The sequence below is a fragment of the Bradyrhizobium sp. SZCCHNR1043 genome (assembly GCF_032489675.1).
In the GTDB taxonomy this organism is placed as follows: Bacteria; Pseudomonadota; Alphaproteobacteria; order Rhizobiales; family Xanthobacteraceae; genus Bradyrhizobium.
Genome location: NZ_JAUEYN010000013.1, coordinates 265,868 through 283,970 on the forward strand (window position 1 = coordinate 265,868; position 18,103 = coordinate 283,970).

An 18,103-nucleotide genomic window follows, 5' to 3' on the forward strand; every position below is an offset into this window, starting at 1 on the left:
GAGGGCAGCGTCGTGAACTGGTGGTTCTCTGGTTGAATCGCCTCCGGTCAGCCACTCGTCTTGTGCGCCGAAGATCTAGACTTTACGTCTGTACACCTAAAGTGTACAGTCTTTGATGCGTTGGGATAGCCCGACGCTCGGGAAACGGAGAGCCCACCGATGGATATCGCATCAACTGCGCTAATTGAAAGCGACGCTGTGACCAGTGTCTACGACCTACTACGCCAGCGCTGTGGTCTGTCTCAGGCAGATGCAGCGAGTTTTCATGGAACCAGGATCGACACTATAAAGTCATGGTGCAGCGATCGCAGAACGGCCCCTGCGGGTGTTCTTGATGAATTGCGCGACCTATATGCCGATATCAGTGAAGCCGGTGACGAATTGACCGACGTCGTCAAGCTGATGCCGCAACGCGACGCCAATGGTATTTTCTTTCAGGTTGGAGCCCCGCTAGACAATAAGGATGCAATTGCCTGTGGTTTTCCCTGCGAAGGAAGCTGTCTTGCTGCGGTGGCGCTTGCCATTGCATCGCTTCCCGGTCCAGCACGAATTGTGCCGCGGGTGCGCGGAGCAATTCCAACTGCCGTTTCGCAAAAGAAGTCACAGAACTCGAGAGTCACTGTGTACCATTTCAAGGTCTTTGACACGGTGAACGATAGATACATTGTGCCTTCGCGGAAGAGTCCGATGGAGCGGATCAAAATGATTGGCGGGGAGCCGTTGATGGAGACTGCGGAACGCATTCAACCAAGCGCGCTAGATCGGTTCGGGCGATACGAGGCTAGCGATCCGGTTGTTCCCACCGCCGCATTCTCACCCAGAGCGCGGGAAGTCATCAGGCGTTATGGGCTGGAGACCTGGGTTAGCGCGAAACCATCCAACCTGAGAATCGATGGAATACCCAGGATCGCGTTCACATTCCAGGATGGCAAGGAAGTGCATTTCGAGGCCGGGATCTGCAGACGTCTTTCCATGGAGCTCGATAGCATCGGTGAGACTGAAGCGGCACGCGTCTTCGAAATGATTTTAAAGCAGATGCTATAGTGACGGGGAATGGCGGTGATAGTGCACTTAACAAATACCCAAGTCTCGATAAATTCCTAAGTCCGCGGAACGCAAATGTTTAGTGCACTGTCGCCGCAATCGTAGGCAGGATCTTGCCGGGGACTACGGTGACTGTCACCGTAGTCCCAAGGTGACTTGGCTAAGCAAGAAGGGGCGGGATATGGACAAGGATCTCAAGGCGAAGGTCACTGGCAAGGCTGATGTTTACCTGCATAACCATCTCGCAAACTCAGCTTACTGGTTCAAACGCCAGATTGAGAAGAAGATCGAGTCAGACGACAGAACGGGCATAGCCTTCGACTATCTGGCCTGCGCAATCTCGATTGCGTTCACCAACGAAGCGCATATCAATTTCTTCGGCATGAAGTGCGTCAAAGGTTACGTCGAGCGCGACCCGATCGAGAGCAAAGTCGCCGCGGTGTTCAACGCCTTCAAGATGCCGATCGTCTGGGAGACCCGGCCGCTGAGTTCATTCCGGGCTATGAAGAACCTGCGAGACACCCTTGCCCACGGCAAGCCGGCGGAGATCCGGTACGATAACGTTACCAGCGCAACGCCCGATCAGCAGAATATCATCGATAATCTGAAAGCCGACTGGCAGATGGCGCTGACCCATGAGCCCATTATGACGGCCTACAAGGACATGGATGACCTGTTCAAGCAGCTGCTGGAAAAATCCGGCCTCAAGCTGTTCGACACGATCGAGCAAACCAACTACACTATCAGCCTCATCGAGAAGTAAGGTTCACTCATTGCCGTCATCATCGTCCAGCCCGATATCGTCGTCCTCGTCGAAGTCGTCGAGTAGATAGACGCCCGCGCGATATGGGAAGCTGGCGTATTCCCGCGTCTTAAACCCGGAGAACCCCATCGCGATAGCGAGGACGGTCCCCTGTATCCGCAGCTTGCCCCCTTCCGACAAAATTGTACCAACCCGGATCACACTGCTCACGTCCACGGTGCCGGAAACCCAACGACCGTGGGCTGAAGATGACGTGGCCTCGAACCGGTCGAGCGTGAACTCCACGCTCACGCTATTCGCCTTCCTGATGCCATCAGTAGTCTGGCCAGGACCCCTGTCTATCGAGTTCTGTTTCGCGAAGCTGTGCAGGCCTTGCACTAGGATGAAGTCGCCGGACTTGAGCAGAGCCGACAGCACGCCTCTCTCCAGGTCATCGGAGATATTCGCGATGGTCATCTTCTGAAGGGTGGCGTGCAGAACGTCCCGCACGTAGGCATAGAGAACCCGGCCGTAGCCATCACTGTACATCCAGCCAGTATCGAGGTTCCGGGGCACAAGAAACCCATTTCTGTCACAGAGTTGCTGCATCTTGGCTACCCCGAACGCGTCGAGTTCACTGAACTTCACCTTGTTTTGCACGGCTAGGTCGAAGACTCGCTGGTGGTTGAAGTAGACCCACGCGTCGTGATGCTGGCGCGATTGATCGAGAATGGCCTCGGCATCCATCTGCGCAATGTCAGACTCCCACCGCTGTTTGAATCCGCGGAGGGTCGTTTCATCGATGTTTTGCGTCAGCTCGCTCTTAGTATGGACCTTAGCGTGATCGAGGGTGCAGAGGACGGACAGATTATCCATCCCGTGATCGCGCGTTTCGGCCCATTTCCTGATGTGATGGACAATCACGCCGCGCTTCTGCTGTCGGCAGACACAGCATGTGAAGCGGTTAGCAAACAACACCTCGATCAGATTCTTAGGAGGTATAGGCGGACGGCCGCTTCCCAAGATATTGTCAACGACTAGCTTGTTCAGCCCAAGCTTCGTCAGCTCAGCGCGGGTCATCTGCTTGAGCTTGGTGATCGTGTGGCCAGCCTTCCTTAGCTTTACGGCCTTGGTCGTAGCGACGCCGAGGCTAATCAGCGCAAGGTCGGTCCTGTTGGTGCCGCTATCAGGCTCTGCCCTCATGCCGGGCTGCTGTCGGTCAATCCGGCTCACGCAGCTATTTCCTGAAAGAATGCGCCGATTTCAATTTCAACGACTTTTACCCGCATCAAATACGATGCCTCCATTTTGCCTGACTAGGTCAGGTCGAACAACCAAATTCACGAGCACTGTCCGCGCGCTTCATCCAGTTTCAGTCGGTATACCGAGATTCTTGTTGCGCTTTATCCGAAATCATGCTCTACTCGCCGCATCCCGTCCCGCTGAGGGGGCGCTTCGCGATCGTCACGGACGTCGGGTGCGGGATGCGGTGGGCGCATTGGGGCGCAGCGTGGGCTTGCTCGCGCGGACGAACGACCCCGGTGCGACGATGAAGTCGCGTGGTTCTGGCATCGCGGTGCTGATGCCAAGCAGGCCGATGACGAGTCGACTGCGACGGGGGCAAGACAGCCGTTCCCCGGGAAGATCGCGTATAAATCGTAACACCATCGCGCAGGGAAGGCCGGGTGATCTCGGCTGAGCCTGTGGTTCTGCCGCGTGCTTTCTTGCTGCACGCGGACCATGGGCGCCGGCCGGCGCCCGGTCTTCCCTGCGCCCTCTGTCTGATGAGGGTGAGATGGCGGGCATCACTCGGGCGCCGACTGCGCCGCGAGAAGGACGGTGCTCGTCTCGCCGATGATTTCTCCGCGGGGGTGTTTGATCATGTGCAACGTGACGTTCGCCACGACGTCATTGCGAGGAGCGCAGCGACGAAGCAATCCAGAGTCCCGCCCGGAGCCCTGGATTGCTTCCGCCTTCGCCCGAAGGGCTTCGGCGGACACGTCGCTGCGCTCGCAATGACGGAGTTTGGGGTGTGCGGCGTGGATCTCTCCGTTGTCACCGGACGCCCAGCCGTCATCAGGGCGCCCCGTAACTCCCCGGGAACCCGGCCGGTCACACTCCCGTGTGAACCGCGGCCGGCGGCGGGAAAGCCCGCGCAGAGCGGGTGCCTCACGGCTGCCTTTGTGCTAGGGTGAACATCCGGGCAACCTGGAGAGATTGTTGAGCGGCATCACCCCCGAGCCGGCCGGGCCGGCAAGCAGCACGCCCGATGGCCTGACGCATGATGGCTTGGCGCGGCTGAAGCTGGCGCAGGCGCTGCAGCGGGCGCGTCTCGCCATCGCCTGGGAGCGCGGCTGGCCGCATCTCGCTCGGCTGCTTACGGTCGTCGGTCTGTTCCTGATCGTCTCCTGGGCCGGACTCTGGCTCGGCCTGCCGTTCACGGTCCGCATGATCGGCGTCGGGCTGTTTCTGCTGCTGCTGCTCGGCGCCGCCGTGCCAATGCTGCGCTATCGCTGGCCGACCCGCGACGAGGGCCTGGCGCGGCTCGATCGCGGCTCGGGCATCGCCCATCGCCCCGCCACCGCGCTCACCGACACGCTCACCACGCAGGATCCGCTGGCCCGCGCGCTTTGGCAGGCGCAGCGCGAGCGCACTTTGGCCTCGATCAAGCGCATCCGCGCCGGGACGCCGCGGCCGCGGCTGTCGCTGCACGATCCCTGGGCCGTGCGCGCGCTGGTCGTCGTGCTGCTGGTCGCGACCTCTATCGCGGCCGGTGACGAGCGGGCGCTGCGGGTGGCCTCGGCGTTCGACTGGAACGGCGTGATGACGCCGGTGACGATCCGGGTCGATGCCTGGATCAAGCCGCCGCTCTACACCGCGAAGCCGCCGATCATCCTGTCCGCCGCCAACAAGGAAGGCGCGGTGCCGGCGAGCGGCCCGATCGTGGTGCCCCAGGGCTCGACGCTGATCGTGCGTTCCAGCGGCGGCAATCTCGATGTCGTCACCGGTGGCGGCGTCGCCGAGGCGGCGCCCGGCGAGGGCGCGGCCGGCGAGGCGGCGCCGAAGGGCACCACCGAGAAGCACTACACGATTAAGACCGACGGCACCGTTCACGTCCGCGCGCCCGCAGGGCAACCGCAATGGGTGTTCGCGGCGACGCCGGACAAGCCGCCGGTCATCAGCATGGCCAAGGACCCCGAGCGGCAGGCGCGCGGCTCGCTGAAGCTGTCCTACAAGCTCGAGGATGATTACGGCGTCACCGAAGCCCGCGCCAAGGTCGTTGCGCGGCCTGTCGAAAACAAGGCTGCCGAGAGCAAGACGGCTGATGCGCCCGCCGCGCGGCCGCTGTTCCAGCCGCCGGAGTTTCCGCTGGTGCTGCCAAATGCGCGCACCCGCAACGGCGTCGGCCAGACCGTCAAGGATCTCAGCGAGGACCCGTACGCCGGCGCCGACGTCACGCTCACGCTGACGGCCAAGGACGAGGCCGGCAACGAGGGCACCAGCGAGCCGTTCGAGACCAGGCTGCCGGAGCGGTTGTTCACCAAGCCGCTGGCGCGGGCGCTGATCGAGCAGCGGCGCATCCTCGCGCTCGACGGCAACCGCAATGCCGACGTGTTCACCGCGCTCGATGCGCTGGCGATCGCGCCGGAGCTGTTCACGCCCGAGCCCGGCCAGTATCTCGGCCTGCGCTCGGTGACGCGCCAGCTCGAGGCCGCGCGCACCGACGATGCGCTGCGCGAGGTGGTGGCGAGCCTGTGGGCGCTCGCCGTCACCATCGAGGACGGCAACATCTCCGACGTCGACAAGGCGCTGCGCGCGGCCCAGGACGCGCTGAAGCAGGCGCTGGAGCGCGGCGCCAGCGACGAGGAGATCAAGAAGCTCGCCGAGGATCTGCGCAAGGCGATGGACAACTACATGCGCCAGCTCGCCGAGCAGCTGCGCAACAACCCGCAGATGGCGCAGCGGCCGCTCGACCAGAACACCAAGATCCTGCGCCAGCAGGACCTGCAGAACATGATCGACCGCATGGAGCGGCTGTCGCGGCAGGGCGACAAGGAGGGCGCACGCGAGCTGCTCGAGCAGCTGCAGCAGATGCTGGAGAACCTGCAGATGGCGCAGCCCAACCAGGGCGGCGACAACGACATGGAGCAGGCGCTCAACGAGCTCGGCGACATGATCCGCAAGCAGCAGCAGCTCCGCGACAAGACCTTCAAGCAGGGCCAGGATTCGCGCCGCAACCGCAACAAGCAGCAGGGCGACCAGGACCAGAGCATGGGCGACCTGCAGCAGGACCAGCAGGCGCTGCGCGACCGTCTCAAGCAGCTTCAGGACCAGCTCGCCAAGCGCGGCATGGGCCAGAAGGGCGAAAAAGGCCAGAAGGGTCAGAAAGGCCAGAAGGGGCAACAGGGTCAGCAGGGCGATCCCGGTGATCAAGGCGACCAGGGCGATTCCGGCGACGGGCTCGACGACGCCGACAGCGCGATGGGCGATGCCGGCAGTCAGCTCGGCGACAATAATGCCGACGGCGCGGTGGAATCGCAGGGCAAGGCGCTGGACGCGCTGCGCAAGGGCGCACAGAGCCTCGCCGAGGCGATGCAGCAGGGCGACGGCGACCAGCCCGGCGACGGCCCCGGCCAGCGCGCCGGCCGCCAGCAGGGCGCGCAGCAGACCGATCCGCTTGGACGCCCGATGCATCCCGGCCGCGACATCGACGATTTCTCCCAGAAGATCCCGGGCGAGATCGACGTGCAGCGCGTCCGCCGCATCCTCGAGGAGCTGCGCCGCCGTCTCGGCGATCAGTCGCGGCCGCAGCTCGAGCTCGACTACATCGAGCGGCTGCTGAAGGACTATTGAGGATGGGTCGGCCACGGGAGGTCATGCCCGTGGCTCACCGTTCTGACCGGAGGCCGCGTCGGTCAATAGCGTTTCTCGGACAGGATGCGCGCCGCGTGCTGCAGCCGGTCGACGGAGCGCTCGGTGTCGGTCAGCGCGCAGCAGCTGACCAGCGTGTCGATGATCGCGAGCTGCGCGACGCGGCTGCTCATCGCCTCCGGGCGATAGCGCGTCTCGTTGGCGACGGTGTAGAGCAGCACCTCGCAATGCGCCGCCAGCGGCGACTTGCCGAGCCGGGTGATGCCGATGGTCCGCGCACCCGCCGCCTGCGCCAGCCGCGTCGCCAGCACCGTCTCGACCGTGCTGCCCGAATGCGACACCGTGACGGTCGCGACATCGGGCCCGGTCATCCCGGCGCTGACGGCCTGGACGTGGGAATCCACGATCGCATTGGCCGCCAGCCCGAGCTGCAGCAGGCGATACGACAGGTCCTGCGCAATCGGCGCCGAACTGCCGATGCCGTAGATCTCGACCCGCCGTGCTTCCCGCAACAGTCTGGCCGCCTGCGCCAGCGCGTCCATCGACAGCAGCCGCCGCGTCTCCTGCAGCGAGGCGGCATGCGCCGCGAAGATGTGGTCCGTGACCGTCGCCGGATCGTCGCCGCGATGCAGGTCCTCCTGGATCAGCCGCACCGGCTCGATCAGGTCCCGCGCCAGCATGATCTTGAGCTCCTGGAACCCCCGCACCCCCACGCGCCGGCAGAACGACACGATCGTGCCCTCGCTGACGCCGCAGGCCTCGGCGACCTCCGTGATCGACATGTGAATGAACGGCTCCGGCCGGGCGATGACCAGCTCCGCGATCTGCCTAGCCTTTGGCGGCAGCTCGTTCTGCAGCTCGCGGATACGAAACAAGATGCCGTTCGCGCCCGGCCCAGAACGAAAGGTCGATCCCATCACGCTGCGCCCCCGATACTGAGAAAATCTCATTCAGATTCATTTCGTGAATAAAAATTTCACAGCGCTGTCAAGTCGCGCTGATACGCCAGCGACGTTCGCAGGAGCAGGTCGGGCTCGCCCCGCCAACCCTGAATACGTTCTTCAAGATTTCAAAAGGTCGTATCAGCATGACAACACGTCGCGATTTCTTGGCAGGCGCCACGGCGGCGGCTGCCTTCGCCAGCATCCGCCAGGCGCTGGCCATTCCGGCACGGCGCCGGACCGGCACCATTCAGGACGTCAAGCACATCGTCATCCTGATGCAGGAGAACCGCTCCTTCGATCACTACTTCGGCACGCTGCGCGGCGTCCGCGGCTTCGGCGACCGCTTCCCGATCCCGTTGGAGAGCGGCAAGCCGGTCTGGTTCCAGTCCGACGGCAGCCGCGAGATTCCGCCCTATCACCGCGACTCCACGACCTCCAACGCGCTGGTCGGCTACGGCACGCCGCACTCGTTCGGCGACAGCCAGGCGGCCTGGAATCAGGGCAAGATGGGCTATTGGGCGAAGTACAAGACGCCCTACGCGATGGGCTATTTCGGCCGCGACGACATCCCGTTCCAGTTCGCGCTCGCCGAGGCCTTCACCCTGTGCGACGCCTACCATGCCTCGATCACCACCGGCACCGATCCGAACCGGATCGAGTTCTGGTCGGGCTCCAACTTCAATCCGGCGCTGCGCGCGCAGGGCATCAACTCCACGACCAGCGACTCCGAGCCCAACAACCTGCGCTGCTGGCCGAACCCGCACAATTGGGTCGCCGGCCAGCCCCAGCCGCAGGCGACCTACAAATATGTCGGCAGCGACTTCGCCTGGGACACGCTGCCCGATCTGCTGAACAAGGCCGGCGTCAGCTGGCACATCTATCAGGACATGAACGACAACTGGACCGGCGCGATGCACGGCTGCCTCGCGTTCTCCAGCTTCCGTCATGCCCAGCCGGGTGATCCGAACTACGTCCACGGCCTGACCGGCGGCCCGGATTATCTCGACCGGCTGAAGGCCGACGTCATGGCCGGTACGCTGCCGGAGGTGTCATGGATACTGCCGACCCAGGCCAACTCCGAGCATCCCGGCGGCGGCAGTCCCACGCGGGCCGGCAATTTCACCGACCAGGTGCTGGAAGCGCTGACCGCCAATCCCGAGGTCTGGAGCCAGACGGTCTTCTTCCTGACCTTCGACGAGAATGACGGCTTCTTCGATCACCTGCCGGCACCGTCGGTGCCGTCCTATGACATCAACGGCAAGCTGATGGGCAAGGCGACGCTGCCGCTCGATGGCGAGTATTTCTCCAACTCCGTCGGCAACGTGCTGACCGCGACCGACACGATTAGCGGCAACATCCGTCCCTGGGGCCTCTCCGCGCGCGTGCCGATGTACGTCGTTTCGCCGTGGAGCAAGGGCGGCTGGGTCAACTCGCAGGTGTTCGACCACACCTCGATCGGCCGCTTCCTCGAGAAGCGCTTTGCGATCAAGGTCGACGCCATCAGCCCGTGGCACCGCGCCGTCTCGGGCGACCTGACCTCGGCGTTCGACTTCGCCAGCCCGAACGATCCGCGCTTCCCGGAGCTGCCCGACCAGAGCAACTGGCAGGCCTCGGACGCGCATCAGAAGACGTTGCCGGCGCCGGTTGCGCCCGCGACACCGCAGCCGCTGTTCCAGGAGAGCGGCGCGCGTTATTCACGTCCGCTGCCCTACATCCTGCACGCCACCGCGAAGGTCGACGCCGCCGCGGGCAAGGTGAAGCTGTTGTTCGCCAACACCGGCTTCGCCGGTGCCGTGTTCCACGTCTACGACAAGCAGCATCTCGATCTCATTCCGCGCCGCTACACCGTCGAGGCCGGCAAGATGATCGACGATGAATGGAGCGTCGGCAGCGACGGCCTGTATGATCTCTGGGTGCTCGGCCCGAACGGCTTCCATCGTCATTTCAAGGGCGACCTCGACAAGGTCAGGCCGTCGAATGCAGCCAGCCCCGAGATCTTCGTCGGCTACAACGTCTTCGAGGGCGGCCTGCACATGCAGCTGCGCAACGACGGTCATGCTCGCGCGAGCTTCACGGTGAAGTCCAACGAGATCTATGGGCCGTTGCAGGCCGTCACCGCCTCGGTCTCGGCCGCGCTGGAGCCCCGATGTCCCGGCTTCGGTCCGCTGCCCGGCTTCCATGCGGTGGGTCTTGGCGCGGTGCCGGGTTTCCGCTCGGCTCCCGACTTCGATGCTCCGGGCTTCGGCTTCGGCGCGCCAACCTTCTTCCCCGGACCGGGCCATGGCGGTCCGTCCACGTCGTGGACGGTCAAGGTGTCCGCGCCCGGACGCCACGGCGAGCTGTACTGGCAACTGCGCAAGTCCGGCCATTGGTACGACTTCGTCGTCACCAGCGACACCGACGACAGCTTCTATCGCCGCGTCGCCGGCCACGTCGAGACCGGCCGTCCCTCGTTCAGCGACCCCGGGATGGCGCTGGCCGATCGCTTCTGATCGATGCATCTCATACGAGGTTCGGGGAGGGCGCCCATGGGCGCCCTTTCGCTTTGCCTCAGGCGCTGCCGAGATCGTGGATCGCGGGTGACAGTTGGCCTGCGGAGATGTTCAGCGTCGCCAGCGTGATCGGCAGCTTGAAGCGACGCGGCCCTGCGCTGCCTGGATTCAGGTAGAGCACGCCGTCGCGTGTCTCGATGCCTGCGCGATGCGAGTGACCAGATACGACGATGTCGATGCCCGACGTTGCAGAATCGATCGCGAGGTCGTGGACGTCGTGCACGACATGGACGGCATGCGTGCCGAGCCTGACGGTCTCGGTCGCAGGATATGCATTCGCCCAGTCTGCCGTGTCGATGTTGCCGCGGATCGCAGTCACCGGCGCGATCAGGCGAAGCCGGTCAACGATCTCGTGCCGGCCGATATCGCCGGCGTGGATGATGTGATGGACGCCCGACAGACATCGCACTGCCTCCGGCCGCAGCAGCCCGTGCGTGTCGGAGATGATTCCAACTTTGAGCATCGTTTCCTGCCGGCGTGATGGGTACCGCCTCAGGCGATCGTGAGAATCTCCAGCTCTTGTCCGGTAACCTCGACGACGTCGCCGGCCGACTTGCCCATCAGCAGGCGAGCCACCGGCGAGACGTGCGAGATCATGCCGCGCTTCGGATCAGCCTCATCCTCGCCGACGATCGTGTAGGTCTGCACGCGGCCGTCGCCGCGCTTGAACGTCACCGTGCTGCCGAACGCGATCTGATCGGTCGATGTCGGCGCCGGCATCACCTGCGCGGTCCGGACACGCGCTGCAAAGTAGCGCGCGTCGCGCAGCGGCAGCGCCGACTCCCGTCGCCGTTCATTCACGTCCTCGATCCCCTGCGCCGCTTCAAACGCCGCCTGCGCCTCGCGCAACTGCTCCTCGAGCGCCTTGAGTCCCGCCTCGGTGACGAGGTTCGGATGCGGCGAGACCGGCCGGTCGGGTAGCTGCGTTTCGGCGGCCGTCTCGGCGCTCTCTTCCTTGGTGAATGCAACGCTCACGCCGGACTCCTGAAAAAGGCCGCGAGATGTCGCGGCCCTCAGGGAGAGATCATGCCGGCTGCGCAGATTTCAAGCCGTGCGCGCATGCGGCGTGCGAGAGCGCTTGACAGAAGCGGCTACGCGCATTCTAATATACGAACTATAGTTCGCAATCCGAACCATACAAAAAATGCCGGTCGTCAAGGCCGGCGTCAGCCAGGAAACGTCGGAGCCTCCAAGTGGACGAGGACAGCAAGGCTGGCAAAAGCGTCGTGCAGTCGCTGGCCAAGGGCTTTCAGGTGCTCAATGCCTTCACCAGCGAGGAGCCCGAGCTGGTGCTCGCCGACGTCGCGCGCCGCGCCGCCCTCGACAAGGGCACCACGTTCCGCCTGCTCAACACGCTCGTGATGCTCGGCTATGTCGAGAAGGTCGGCGACTCCAGGCGCTTCCGCCTCACGCTCAAATGTCTCGACCTCGGCTTTAACGCGATCGCGCGCTCGGAGCTGCGCACCCAGGCACGCCCGATCCTGCGCAGCTTGGTCGGCGAGATGAACGAGGCTGCGTCGCTGGCCGTGCTCGACGGCAGCGACATCGTCTATGTCGAGCGCATCCAGGCCGGCCTCGTCAGGCTCGGCGTCGATGTCCGCATCGGCAGCCGGGCGCCGGTCTATTCGACCGCGGTCGGCCAGGCCATTCTCGCGCTGCTGCCGGTCGAGACGCAGATCCAGGTGCTGGAGGCGCAGCCGCGCATCAAGCGCACCGAGACCACGATCACCGAGCTCGACGCGCTGCTGCAGCGTCTGCGTCAGGTGAAGGCGGCCGGCTACGCGCTGTCAAATCAGGAAAATGCGCCCGGGCTGTGCGTGCTCGCGGCACCCGTCATCGATCGCGACGGCATTCCGCTCGCGGCGATCAGCATCGCTGCGCCCACCATGCGCATCACGGCGGACGACTTCGAGCGGCTCGGCGTGGCGCCGCTGCTCAGAGCGGCCGCCCAGCTGTCGCGGGCTCTGGAGGCGATGGGCGGGGCGACCGCGACGGTCTCGAAACGATGAACATCGATGTGACGAAACAGGAGCAAGCATGAGCGTCATGACCAACTTCAAGGGGATCATCCCGGCGATCGCCGTCCCCTTCAACGCCGACCATTCGATCGACGAGGCCGAGCTGTCGCGCTACGCGGCCTGGCTCGGCAAGCGCCGCGGCATCGTCGGCATCATGACCAACGGCCACACCGGCGAGGTGTTCGGCCTCACCGCGAAGGAGCGCGCCGAGGTGACGCGCATCGTCGCCAAGGCGCTCACCGGCATCTGTCCGACCATTTCTTCTGTCGTGTGCGAAGGCATCAAGGACGGCATCGAGCATGCGCTGATGGCGAAGGAAGCCGGCGCCACCGCGCTCGACATCATGCCGCCGCATCACTGGCTGCGCTTCGGCTTCAAGCGCGAGCACTGCCTGGATTATTTCAGCGCGATCGGCGAAGCGACCAAGCTGCCGCTGATCGTCCATGTCTATCCCGCCTGGACCCGCGCCTCGTTCTCGTCTGAGCTGCTCGCCGAGCTCGCCCGCCTCGACCACGTGCAGGCGTTCAAGATCGGCACCCGCGAGATGAACAAATACGCCCGCGACCTCAAGGCGATCCGCGCCGCGGCGCCGCACAAGGCGCTGTTGACCTGCCACGACGAATATCTGCTGGCCTCGATGGTGCAGGGCGTCGACGGCGCGCTGGTCGGCTTCGCCTCGCTGATTCCGGATCTGATCTACGATCTGTTCGCGGCCGTCACCGCCGGCGACCTCAAGCTTGCGATGAAGCTGCAGGGCATGATTGATCCGCTGAAGGACGCCGTGTACGGCGGCGGCGAGCCGACCGGCGAGGCGCATGGCCGCATGAAGGCGGCGATGCAGGTTGCCGGCGTCATCCGTGATGCCACGGTGCGCCCGCCGACGCACGCGCCGAGCGCCGAGGAGATGGCCGCGATCCGCGCGGCGGTGGCTGCGGCCGGACTGACGGTGCAGGCCGCGGCCTGATTGCTCGACAAGCGACGGTCGGGCTTGGCCCGGCCGTCACCCAGGCGACAACTCATAAAAAATCGGGTGGACGCTCATGCTGATGATGGATGTCGACAATGCGCCCCGGCGCGCCGCCGCGCCGGATGACGTGCTCATCGCGATCGACCAGGTGTCGAAGACCTACGTCTCGGCTTCGGGCGCGGCGGTTCATGCGCTGAGCCGGATCTCGCTCGACATCAGGCCGGGCGAGTTCGTCTGTGTGGTCGGTCCGTCGGGCTGCGGCAAGAGCACCTTGCTGCGTCTGCTCGCCGGGCTCGACGGCTATAGCGATGGACGGCTACTGCTCGACGGCGAGACGGTCGCAGGGCCCTCGCGCAAGGTCGGCGTGGTGTTCCAGGCTGCCAACCTGCTGCCGTGGATGACGGTGCGCGACAATGTGCGGCTGCCGCTGCGCGTCGGCGGCAAGCATGGACCGGCGGGCGACCGCATCGAGCGCCTGCTTGCCGTCACTGGTCTCGCCGATTTCGGCGACAAATATCCCTACGAGCTGTCCGGCGGCATGCAGCAGCGGGCCGGCATCTGCCGTGCGCTGGCGCGCGATCCCGAGATCCTGCTGATGGACGAGCCGTTCGGCGCGCTCGACGCGCTGACGCGCGAGCGCCTGAACCTCGAGCTGCAGCGCATCTGGCAGGAGAACCGCAAGACCATCCTGCTGATCACCCACTCGATTTCCGAGGCCATCTTCCTCGCCGACCGCGTGATCGTGATGTCGGCACGCCCCGGCCGCATCCTCGCCGATCTCCCCGTGCCGATCCCGCGGCCGCGTACCTTCGACGACATCGTGCTGCACCCGGACTATGCACGACTCGCCAAGGAGGTGCGTGGATTGCTCAACGCGCAGGAGCACGGTCATGACTGATCTCGCCAACGTCGCCGTTTCAGCCATGTCACATCAACCAGCCAGGCCGCGCCGACGCCTCAGCCTGGGATCGCCGATCGCCTGGATCGGTCTCGCGGTGCTGATCCTGAGCTGGATCGCCGCGGTCAATTTGCTGAACATCCCCTCCTACATCCTGCCCAAGCCCGAAGCCGTCGTGCGCGCGCTGTGGTCGGGCCTCGCCGTCAGCCCCGCCAGTCCGCTCGGCTACTACCTGCCGCTGTGGAGCACGCTCAGCAACGCCGCCGTCGGCTGCGCCATCGGCGTTGCGCTCGGCCTTGTCATCGGCTCGCTGATGGCGGAGGTCGAGGCGATCGAGCGCCTGGTGATGCCCTATGCGTTCGCGCTGCAGAGCCTGCCGAAAGTGGCGATTGCGCCGCTGATCGTGATCTGGTTCGGCTTCGGCGACGGCTCGAAGATCGCGATCTCGGCGCTGCTGTCGTTCTTCCCCGTGCTCATCAACAGCTTCACGGGGCTGCGCGCCGTCGAGCCGGAGCGCATCGACCTGATGCGCTCGCTGTCGGCGTCGCGGCTCGAGACCTACCGCATCGTCAAGCTGCCCAACGCTGCGCCCTTCATCTTCGCGGGCCTCGACATGGCCGTGGTCTATGCGCTGCTCGGCGCCATCGTGGCCGAGTTCCTCGGCGCGCAGCGCGGCATGGGCGTGGTCATCACCCAGGCGCAGGCGGTGTCGGATGTCGCCGGCGTGTTCGCCGCGCTGATCATTCTCGGTGTGCTCGGCATCGTGCTGCATGGGATCGTGCGCTGGTGCGAGGCCAAGATCGTGCACTGGGGCGCCAACCGCAAAAAATAAAACAGGGAGGAACGAAGAATGGTTTCGCGCAGGTCATTCCTGAAGGGCAGCGCCGGGGCGGCGCTGCTGATGAGCAGTGCGCCGGCTGGCTTGATGGCGGCTGACATCAAGAAGATCCGTTTCGGCGTCGGGCTCAAGGCGCTCAACGCCACCGTGATCAACTGCGTGATCGGCGAGGCGCTGGGCTACAACGCGCAGGAGGGCTTTTCGCTCGACGTCCAGGCGCTCGGCACCAACGCCAACGTCCAGGTCGCGACCGATCGCGGCACGGTGGCGATCGGCGTCGGCGTGCCCTCGACCGCGCTGCCGCTGCTCGCCAAGGGCGAATGGAGCGGCGCCAAACTGTTCTATCAGTACACCTATCCGTACAAATGGGACATTGCCGTCCCGCCGGGGTCGACGCTCAAGAGCTACACGGATCTCAAGGGCAGGAAGATCGGCGTCTCGGACTTTGGCGCCACCGAATATCCGGTGACCAGGAACGTGCTGAAGGCGCTCGGCCTGGATCCGGACAAGGACGTGAGCTGGGTCGCGGTCGGCAACGGCACGCCGGCCGGCGTCGCCCTGCAGCGTGGCGTCATCGATGCGCTCGCCTATTTCGATACGGGTTTTGGCCAGATCGAAGCCGCCGGCATCGAGCTGACCTACCTGCCGCGTCCGACCAATATCCCGATGGTCGGCGGCCAGTTTCTGATGGCGATGCCCGCGACCTTCGAGAAGGACAAGGATCTGCTGATCGGCTTCGGCCGCTCGGTGTGCAAGGCGTCGCAGTTCCTGCTCGCCAATCCCGCCGCCGGCGCCAGGGCCTTTCTCAAGCTCTATCCTGAAACGGCGCCGCGCGGCGCCAGCGAGGACGAGGCGGTCAAGGCCGTGCTGCAGTCGATCAGCCGCCGCATCAAGCTCTATGCGCCGCCTTATGCCAGCACCCAGATGGGCACGATCAACGAGCAGGAGTTCCGCACCGAAGCGGCGATGAACGGGCTGGACATCAAGGACTATGCTGCGCTCTACACCAACGAGCTGATCGACAAGATCAACAATTTCGATGCAGTGAAGGTCAAGGCCGAGGCGGCTGCGTACAAGGGATGACGGCAGGGGATCACGAACGCAGGTCTGCGCGCCACGCGGTGGTGACCGGAAGCAGCTCCGGCATCGGCCACGCCATTGCCGCGCGCCTCCTCGCGGGCGGCTGGCGCGTGACCGGCATCGACCGCGCGCCGTCGGCGTTGTCGCATCCCGACTTCGTGGGCCTGCAGGCTGATCTGGCCGAGCCGGACGCCCTTGTCGCGCGCCTGGCCGATCTCGGCGACGTGACCGCGCTGGTCCATGCCGCCGGCTACATGCGGGTCGGCCGTCTCGGCGAGCTCGCGCCTGAGACCAGCGCGGGCATGTGGCGCGTCCATGTCGGTGCGGCGGAGGCGCTGGCCAATGCGCTGGCACCCGATATGGGCGAGGGTGGGCGCATCGTGCTGATCGGCAGCCGCACCGCCAACGGTGCAGCCGGCCGCAGCCAGTATGCCGCGACCAAGGCGGCGCTCACCGGCCTCGCGCGGTCCTGGGCGATCGAGCTGGCGCCGCGCCGCGTCACCGTCAACGTCATCGCGCCGGCCGCGACCGACACACCGTTCCTGCGCGATCCCAGCCGCGCCGGCACCGCGCCGGTGCTGCCGCCGATGGGCCGCTTCGTCGGTCCGGCCGAGGTGGCCGCGCTCGCCGCCTTCCTGCTGTCGCCGGAGGCGGGCGCCATCACCGGACAGACCATCACCATCTGCGCCGGCGCCTCGCTCTAGAGCGACCGCGCATGCTCACACGACCAGGAGACTGACCATGACCATCCGCATCGTCGACGTCCGCGAGGTGACGAAGCCGATCTCGTCGCCGATCCGCAACGCCTATATCGACTTCACCAGGATGACGACGAGCCTGGTTGCCGTCATCACCAATGTCGAGCGCAACGGGCGTCCCGTGGTCGGCTACGGCTTCAACTCCAACGGCCGCTACGGGCAGGGCGGGCTCATCCGTGAGCGTTTTCGCGCGCGGCTGCTGGAGGCTGATCCAGTCTCGCTGCTGGACGCGACCAAGGACAACATCGATCCCGACAAGGCCTGGGCGGCGATGATGAGCAACGAGAAGCCCGGCGGTCACGGCGAGCGCTCGGTCGCCGTCGGCACGCTCGACATGGCGATCTGGGATGCGGTCGCCAAGATCGCCGACAAGCCGCTGTTCCGTCTGCTCGCGGAGCGGCACGGCCGCAAGGCCGAACCGCGCGTCTTCGTCTACGCTGCCGGCGGCTACTACTATCCCGGCAAGGATCTCTCGGCGCTCCGCCGCGAGATGCGCGGCTATCTCGAGCGTGGCTACAATGTCGTGAAGATGAAGATCGGCGGCGCCCCGATCGATGAGGACCGTGAGCGCATCGAGGCCGTGCTCGATGAGATCGGCTCCGGCCATCAGCTCGCCGTCGATGCCAATGGCCGCTTCGACCTGGAGACCGCCATCGCCTACGCCAAGATGCTGCGCGACTATCCGCTGTTCTGGTACGAGGAGGCTGGCGATCCGCTCGACTATCACCTGCAGGCGACGCTGGCTGACTTCTATCCCGGCCCGATGGCCACCGGCGAGAACCTGTTCAGCCACCAGGACGCGCGCAACCTCATTCGCTATGGCGGCATGCGTCCCGATCGCGACTGGCTGCAATTCGACTGCGCGCTGTCCTACGGCCTGTGCGAATATCTGCGCACGCTCGACGTCCTCAGGACCTACGGCTGGTCGCCGTCACGCTGCATCCCGCATGGCGGCCACCAGATGTCGCTCAACATCGCCGCCGGCCTCGGCCTCGGCGGCAATGAGAGCTATCCCGACCTGTTCCAGCCTTATGGCGGCTTCCCCGACGGCGTGAAGGTGATCGATGGCCACATCACGATGCTGGACCTCCCCGGCATCGGCTTCGAGGGCAAATCCGATCTCTATGCCGAGATGCGCGCGCTCAGCGCGTGAAGCTGAGCGGGGCGTCCTACGGCCGCCCCAGCGTTATTGCGAGCGCAGCGAAGCAATCCAGACGGTCTCCGCAGAGGGATTCTGGATTGCTTCGCTGCGCTCGCAATGACGGAGGAGAGAGGATCAGTTCCTTCAGCGACCTTTACGCAGGCGCGAGCCCATCAGGCATGTCCGCGCTCCATCGCACCCATCGCTGTCGTCCCGGGCAAGCCGCGATGGCGCGAAGCGACGGCGTGG

The 18,103-nt window shown here is 65.1% G+C and carries 15 protein-coding genes; 11 read left to right on the forward strand and 4 right to left on the reverse strand.

Going from position 1 to position 18,103, the window contains the following annotated elements; all coding sequences use genetic code 11:
- Positions 1–159: 159 nt before the first annotated feature.
- Together QX039_RS23690 and QX039_RS23695 are read left to right on the forward strand one after the other, a co-directional pair.
- Positions 160–1,044, forward strand: a complete 885-nt coding sequence (locus QX039_RS23690; RefSeq protein ID WP_315772766.1) for a hypothetical protein — start codon at positions 160–162, stop codon at positions 1,042–1,044.
- 181 nt (positions 1,045–1,225) lie between these two features.
- Positions 1,226–1,807, forward strand: a complete 582-nt coding sequence (locus QX039_RS23695; protein ID WP_315772768.1) for a hypothetical protein — start codon at positions 1,226–1,228, stop codon at positions 1,805–1,807.
- Positions 1,808–1,810: 3 nt separating this feature from the next.
- Here the strand turns inward: QX039_RS23695 and QX039_RS23700 are convergent, their stop codons facing one another.
- Positions 1,811–3,019: an HNH endonuclease signature motif containing protein gene (locus QX039_RS23700; RefSeq protein WP_315772769.1), complete on the reverse strand. Its 1,209-nt coding sequence runs from the start codon at positions 3,017–3,019 to the stop codon at positions 1,811–1,813.
- A gap of 987 nt (positions 3,020–4,006) precedes the next feature.
- Here QX039_RS23700 and QX039_RS23705 point away from each other — a divergent pair.
- Complete coding sequence (locus QX039_RS23705; protein WP_315772771.1) at positions 4,007–6,640, forward strand: TIGR02302 family protein; 2,634 nt, start codon at positions 4,007–4,009, stop codon at positions 6,638–6,640.
- A 62-nt stretch (positions 6,641–6,702) separates the two neighbouring features.
- On the opposite strand, the gene QX039_RS23710 is transcribed toward QX039_RS23705, so the two are convergent.
- Positions 6,703–7,608, reverse strand: coding sequence for a MurR/RpiR family transcriptional regulator (locus QX039_RS23710; protein ID WP_315772773.1), 906 nt, complete (start codon positions 7,606–7,608; stop codon positions 6,703–6,705).
- Positions 7,609–7,745: 137 nt separating this feature from the next.
- Here QX039_RS23710 and QX039_RS23715 point away from each other — a divergent pair, with 137 nt between their 5' ends.
- Positions 7,746–10,094, forward strand: coding sequence for a phosphocholine-specific phospholipase C (locus tag QX039_RS23715; protein ID WP_315772775.1), 2,349 nt, complete (start codon positions 7,746–7,748; stop codon positions 10,092–10,094).
- Positions 10,095–10,152: 58 nt separating this feature from the next.
- On the opposite strand, the gene QX039_RS23720 is transcribed toward QX039_RS23715, so the two are convergent.
- Positions 10,153–10,617 carry a metallophosphoesterase family protein gene (locus tag QX039_RS23720; protein WP_315736222.1) on the reverse strand — a complete coding sequence of 155 codons (465 nt, stop codon included), beginning with the start codon at positions 10,615–10,617 and terminating at the stop codon, positions 10,153–10,155.
- A 29-nt stretch (positions 10,618–10,646) separates the two neighbouring features.
- Positions 10,647–11,129, reverse strand: a complete 483-nt coding sequence (gene greA, locus QX039_RS23725; RefSeq protein ID WP_315736223.1) for a transcription elongation factor GreA — start codon at positions 11,127–11,129, stop codon at positions 10,647–10,649.
- A 218-nt stretch (positions 11,130–11,347) separates the two neighbouring features.
- Between greA and QX039_RS23730 the strand changes: the two genes are divergently transcribed.
- The 7 genes from QX039_RS23730 to QX039_RS23760 all read left to right on the forward strand — a co-directional run bounded on the left by QX039_RS23730 (position 11,348) and on the right by QX039_RS23760 (position 17,866).
- A complete protein-coding gene (locus tag QX039_RS23730; protein ID WP_315736224.1) occupies positions 11,348–12,163 on the forward strand; it encodes an IclR family transcriptional regulator in 816 nt (271 codons plus the stop codon).
- A gap of 28 nt (positions 12,164–12,191) precedes the next feature.
- Positions 12,192–13,136: a dihydrodipicolinate synthase family protein gene (locus tag QX039_RS23735; protein WP_315736225.1), complete on the forward strand. Its 945-nt coding sequence runs from the start codon at positions 12,192–12,194 to the stop codon at positions 13,134–13,136.
- Positions 13,137–13,212: 76 nt separating this feature from the next.
- A complete protein-coding gene (locus QX039_RS23740; protein WP_315736226.1) occupies positions 13,213–14,037 on the forward strand; it encodes an ABC transporter ATP-binding protein in 825 nt (274 codons plus the stop codon).
- Positions 14,030–14,869 (forward strand): ABC transporter permease, encoded by an 840-nt coding sequence (locus tag QX039_RS23745; RefSeq protein ID WP_315736227.1) that lies wholly within the window; start codon positions 14,030–14,032, stop codon positions 14,867–14,869. Before QX039_RS23740 ends, QX039_RS23745 begins: the two co-directional genes overlap by 8 nt.
- 18 nt (positions 14,870–14,887) lie before the next feature.
- Positions 14,888–15,958: an ABC transporter substrate-binding protein gene (locus tag QX039_RS23750; protein WP_315736228.1), complete on the forward strand. Its 1,071-nt coding sequence runs from the start codon at positions 14,888–14,890 to the stop codon at positions 15,956–15,958.
- Positions 15,955–16,659 carry an SDR family oxidoreductase gene (locus QX039_RS23755; protein WP_315736229.1) on the forward strand — a complete coding sequence of 235 codons (705 nt, stop codon included), beginning with the start codon at positions 15,955–15,957 and terminating at the stop codon, positions 16,657–16,659. Before QX039_RS23750 ends, QX039_RS23755 begins: the two co-directional genes overlap by 4 nt.
- 37 nt (positions 16,660–16,696) lie before the next feature.
- The gene (locus tag QX039_RS23760) at positions 16,697–17,866 is read left to right on the forward strand and encodes a mandelate racemase/muconate lactonizing enzyme family protein (RefSeq protein WP_315736230.1); all 1,170 of its coding nucleotides are present in this window, start codon (positions 16,697–16,699) and stop codon (positions 17,864–17,866) included.
- Positions 17,867–18,103: the final 237 nt, after the last annotated feature.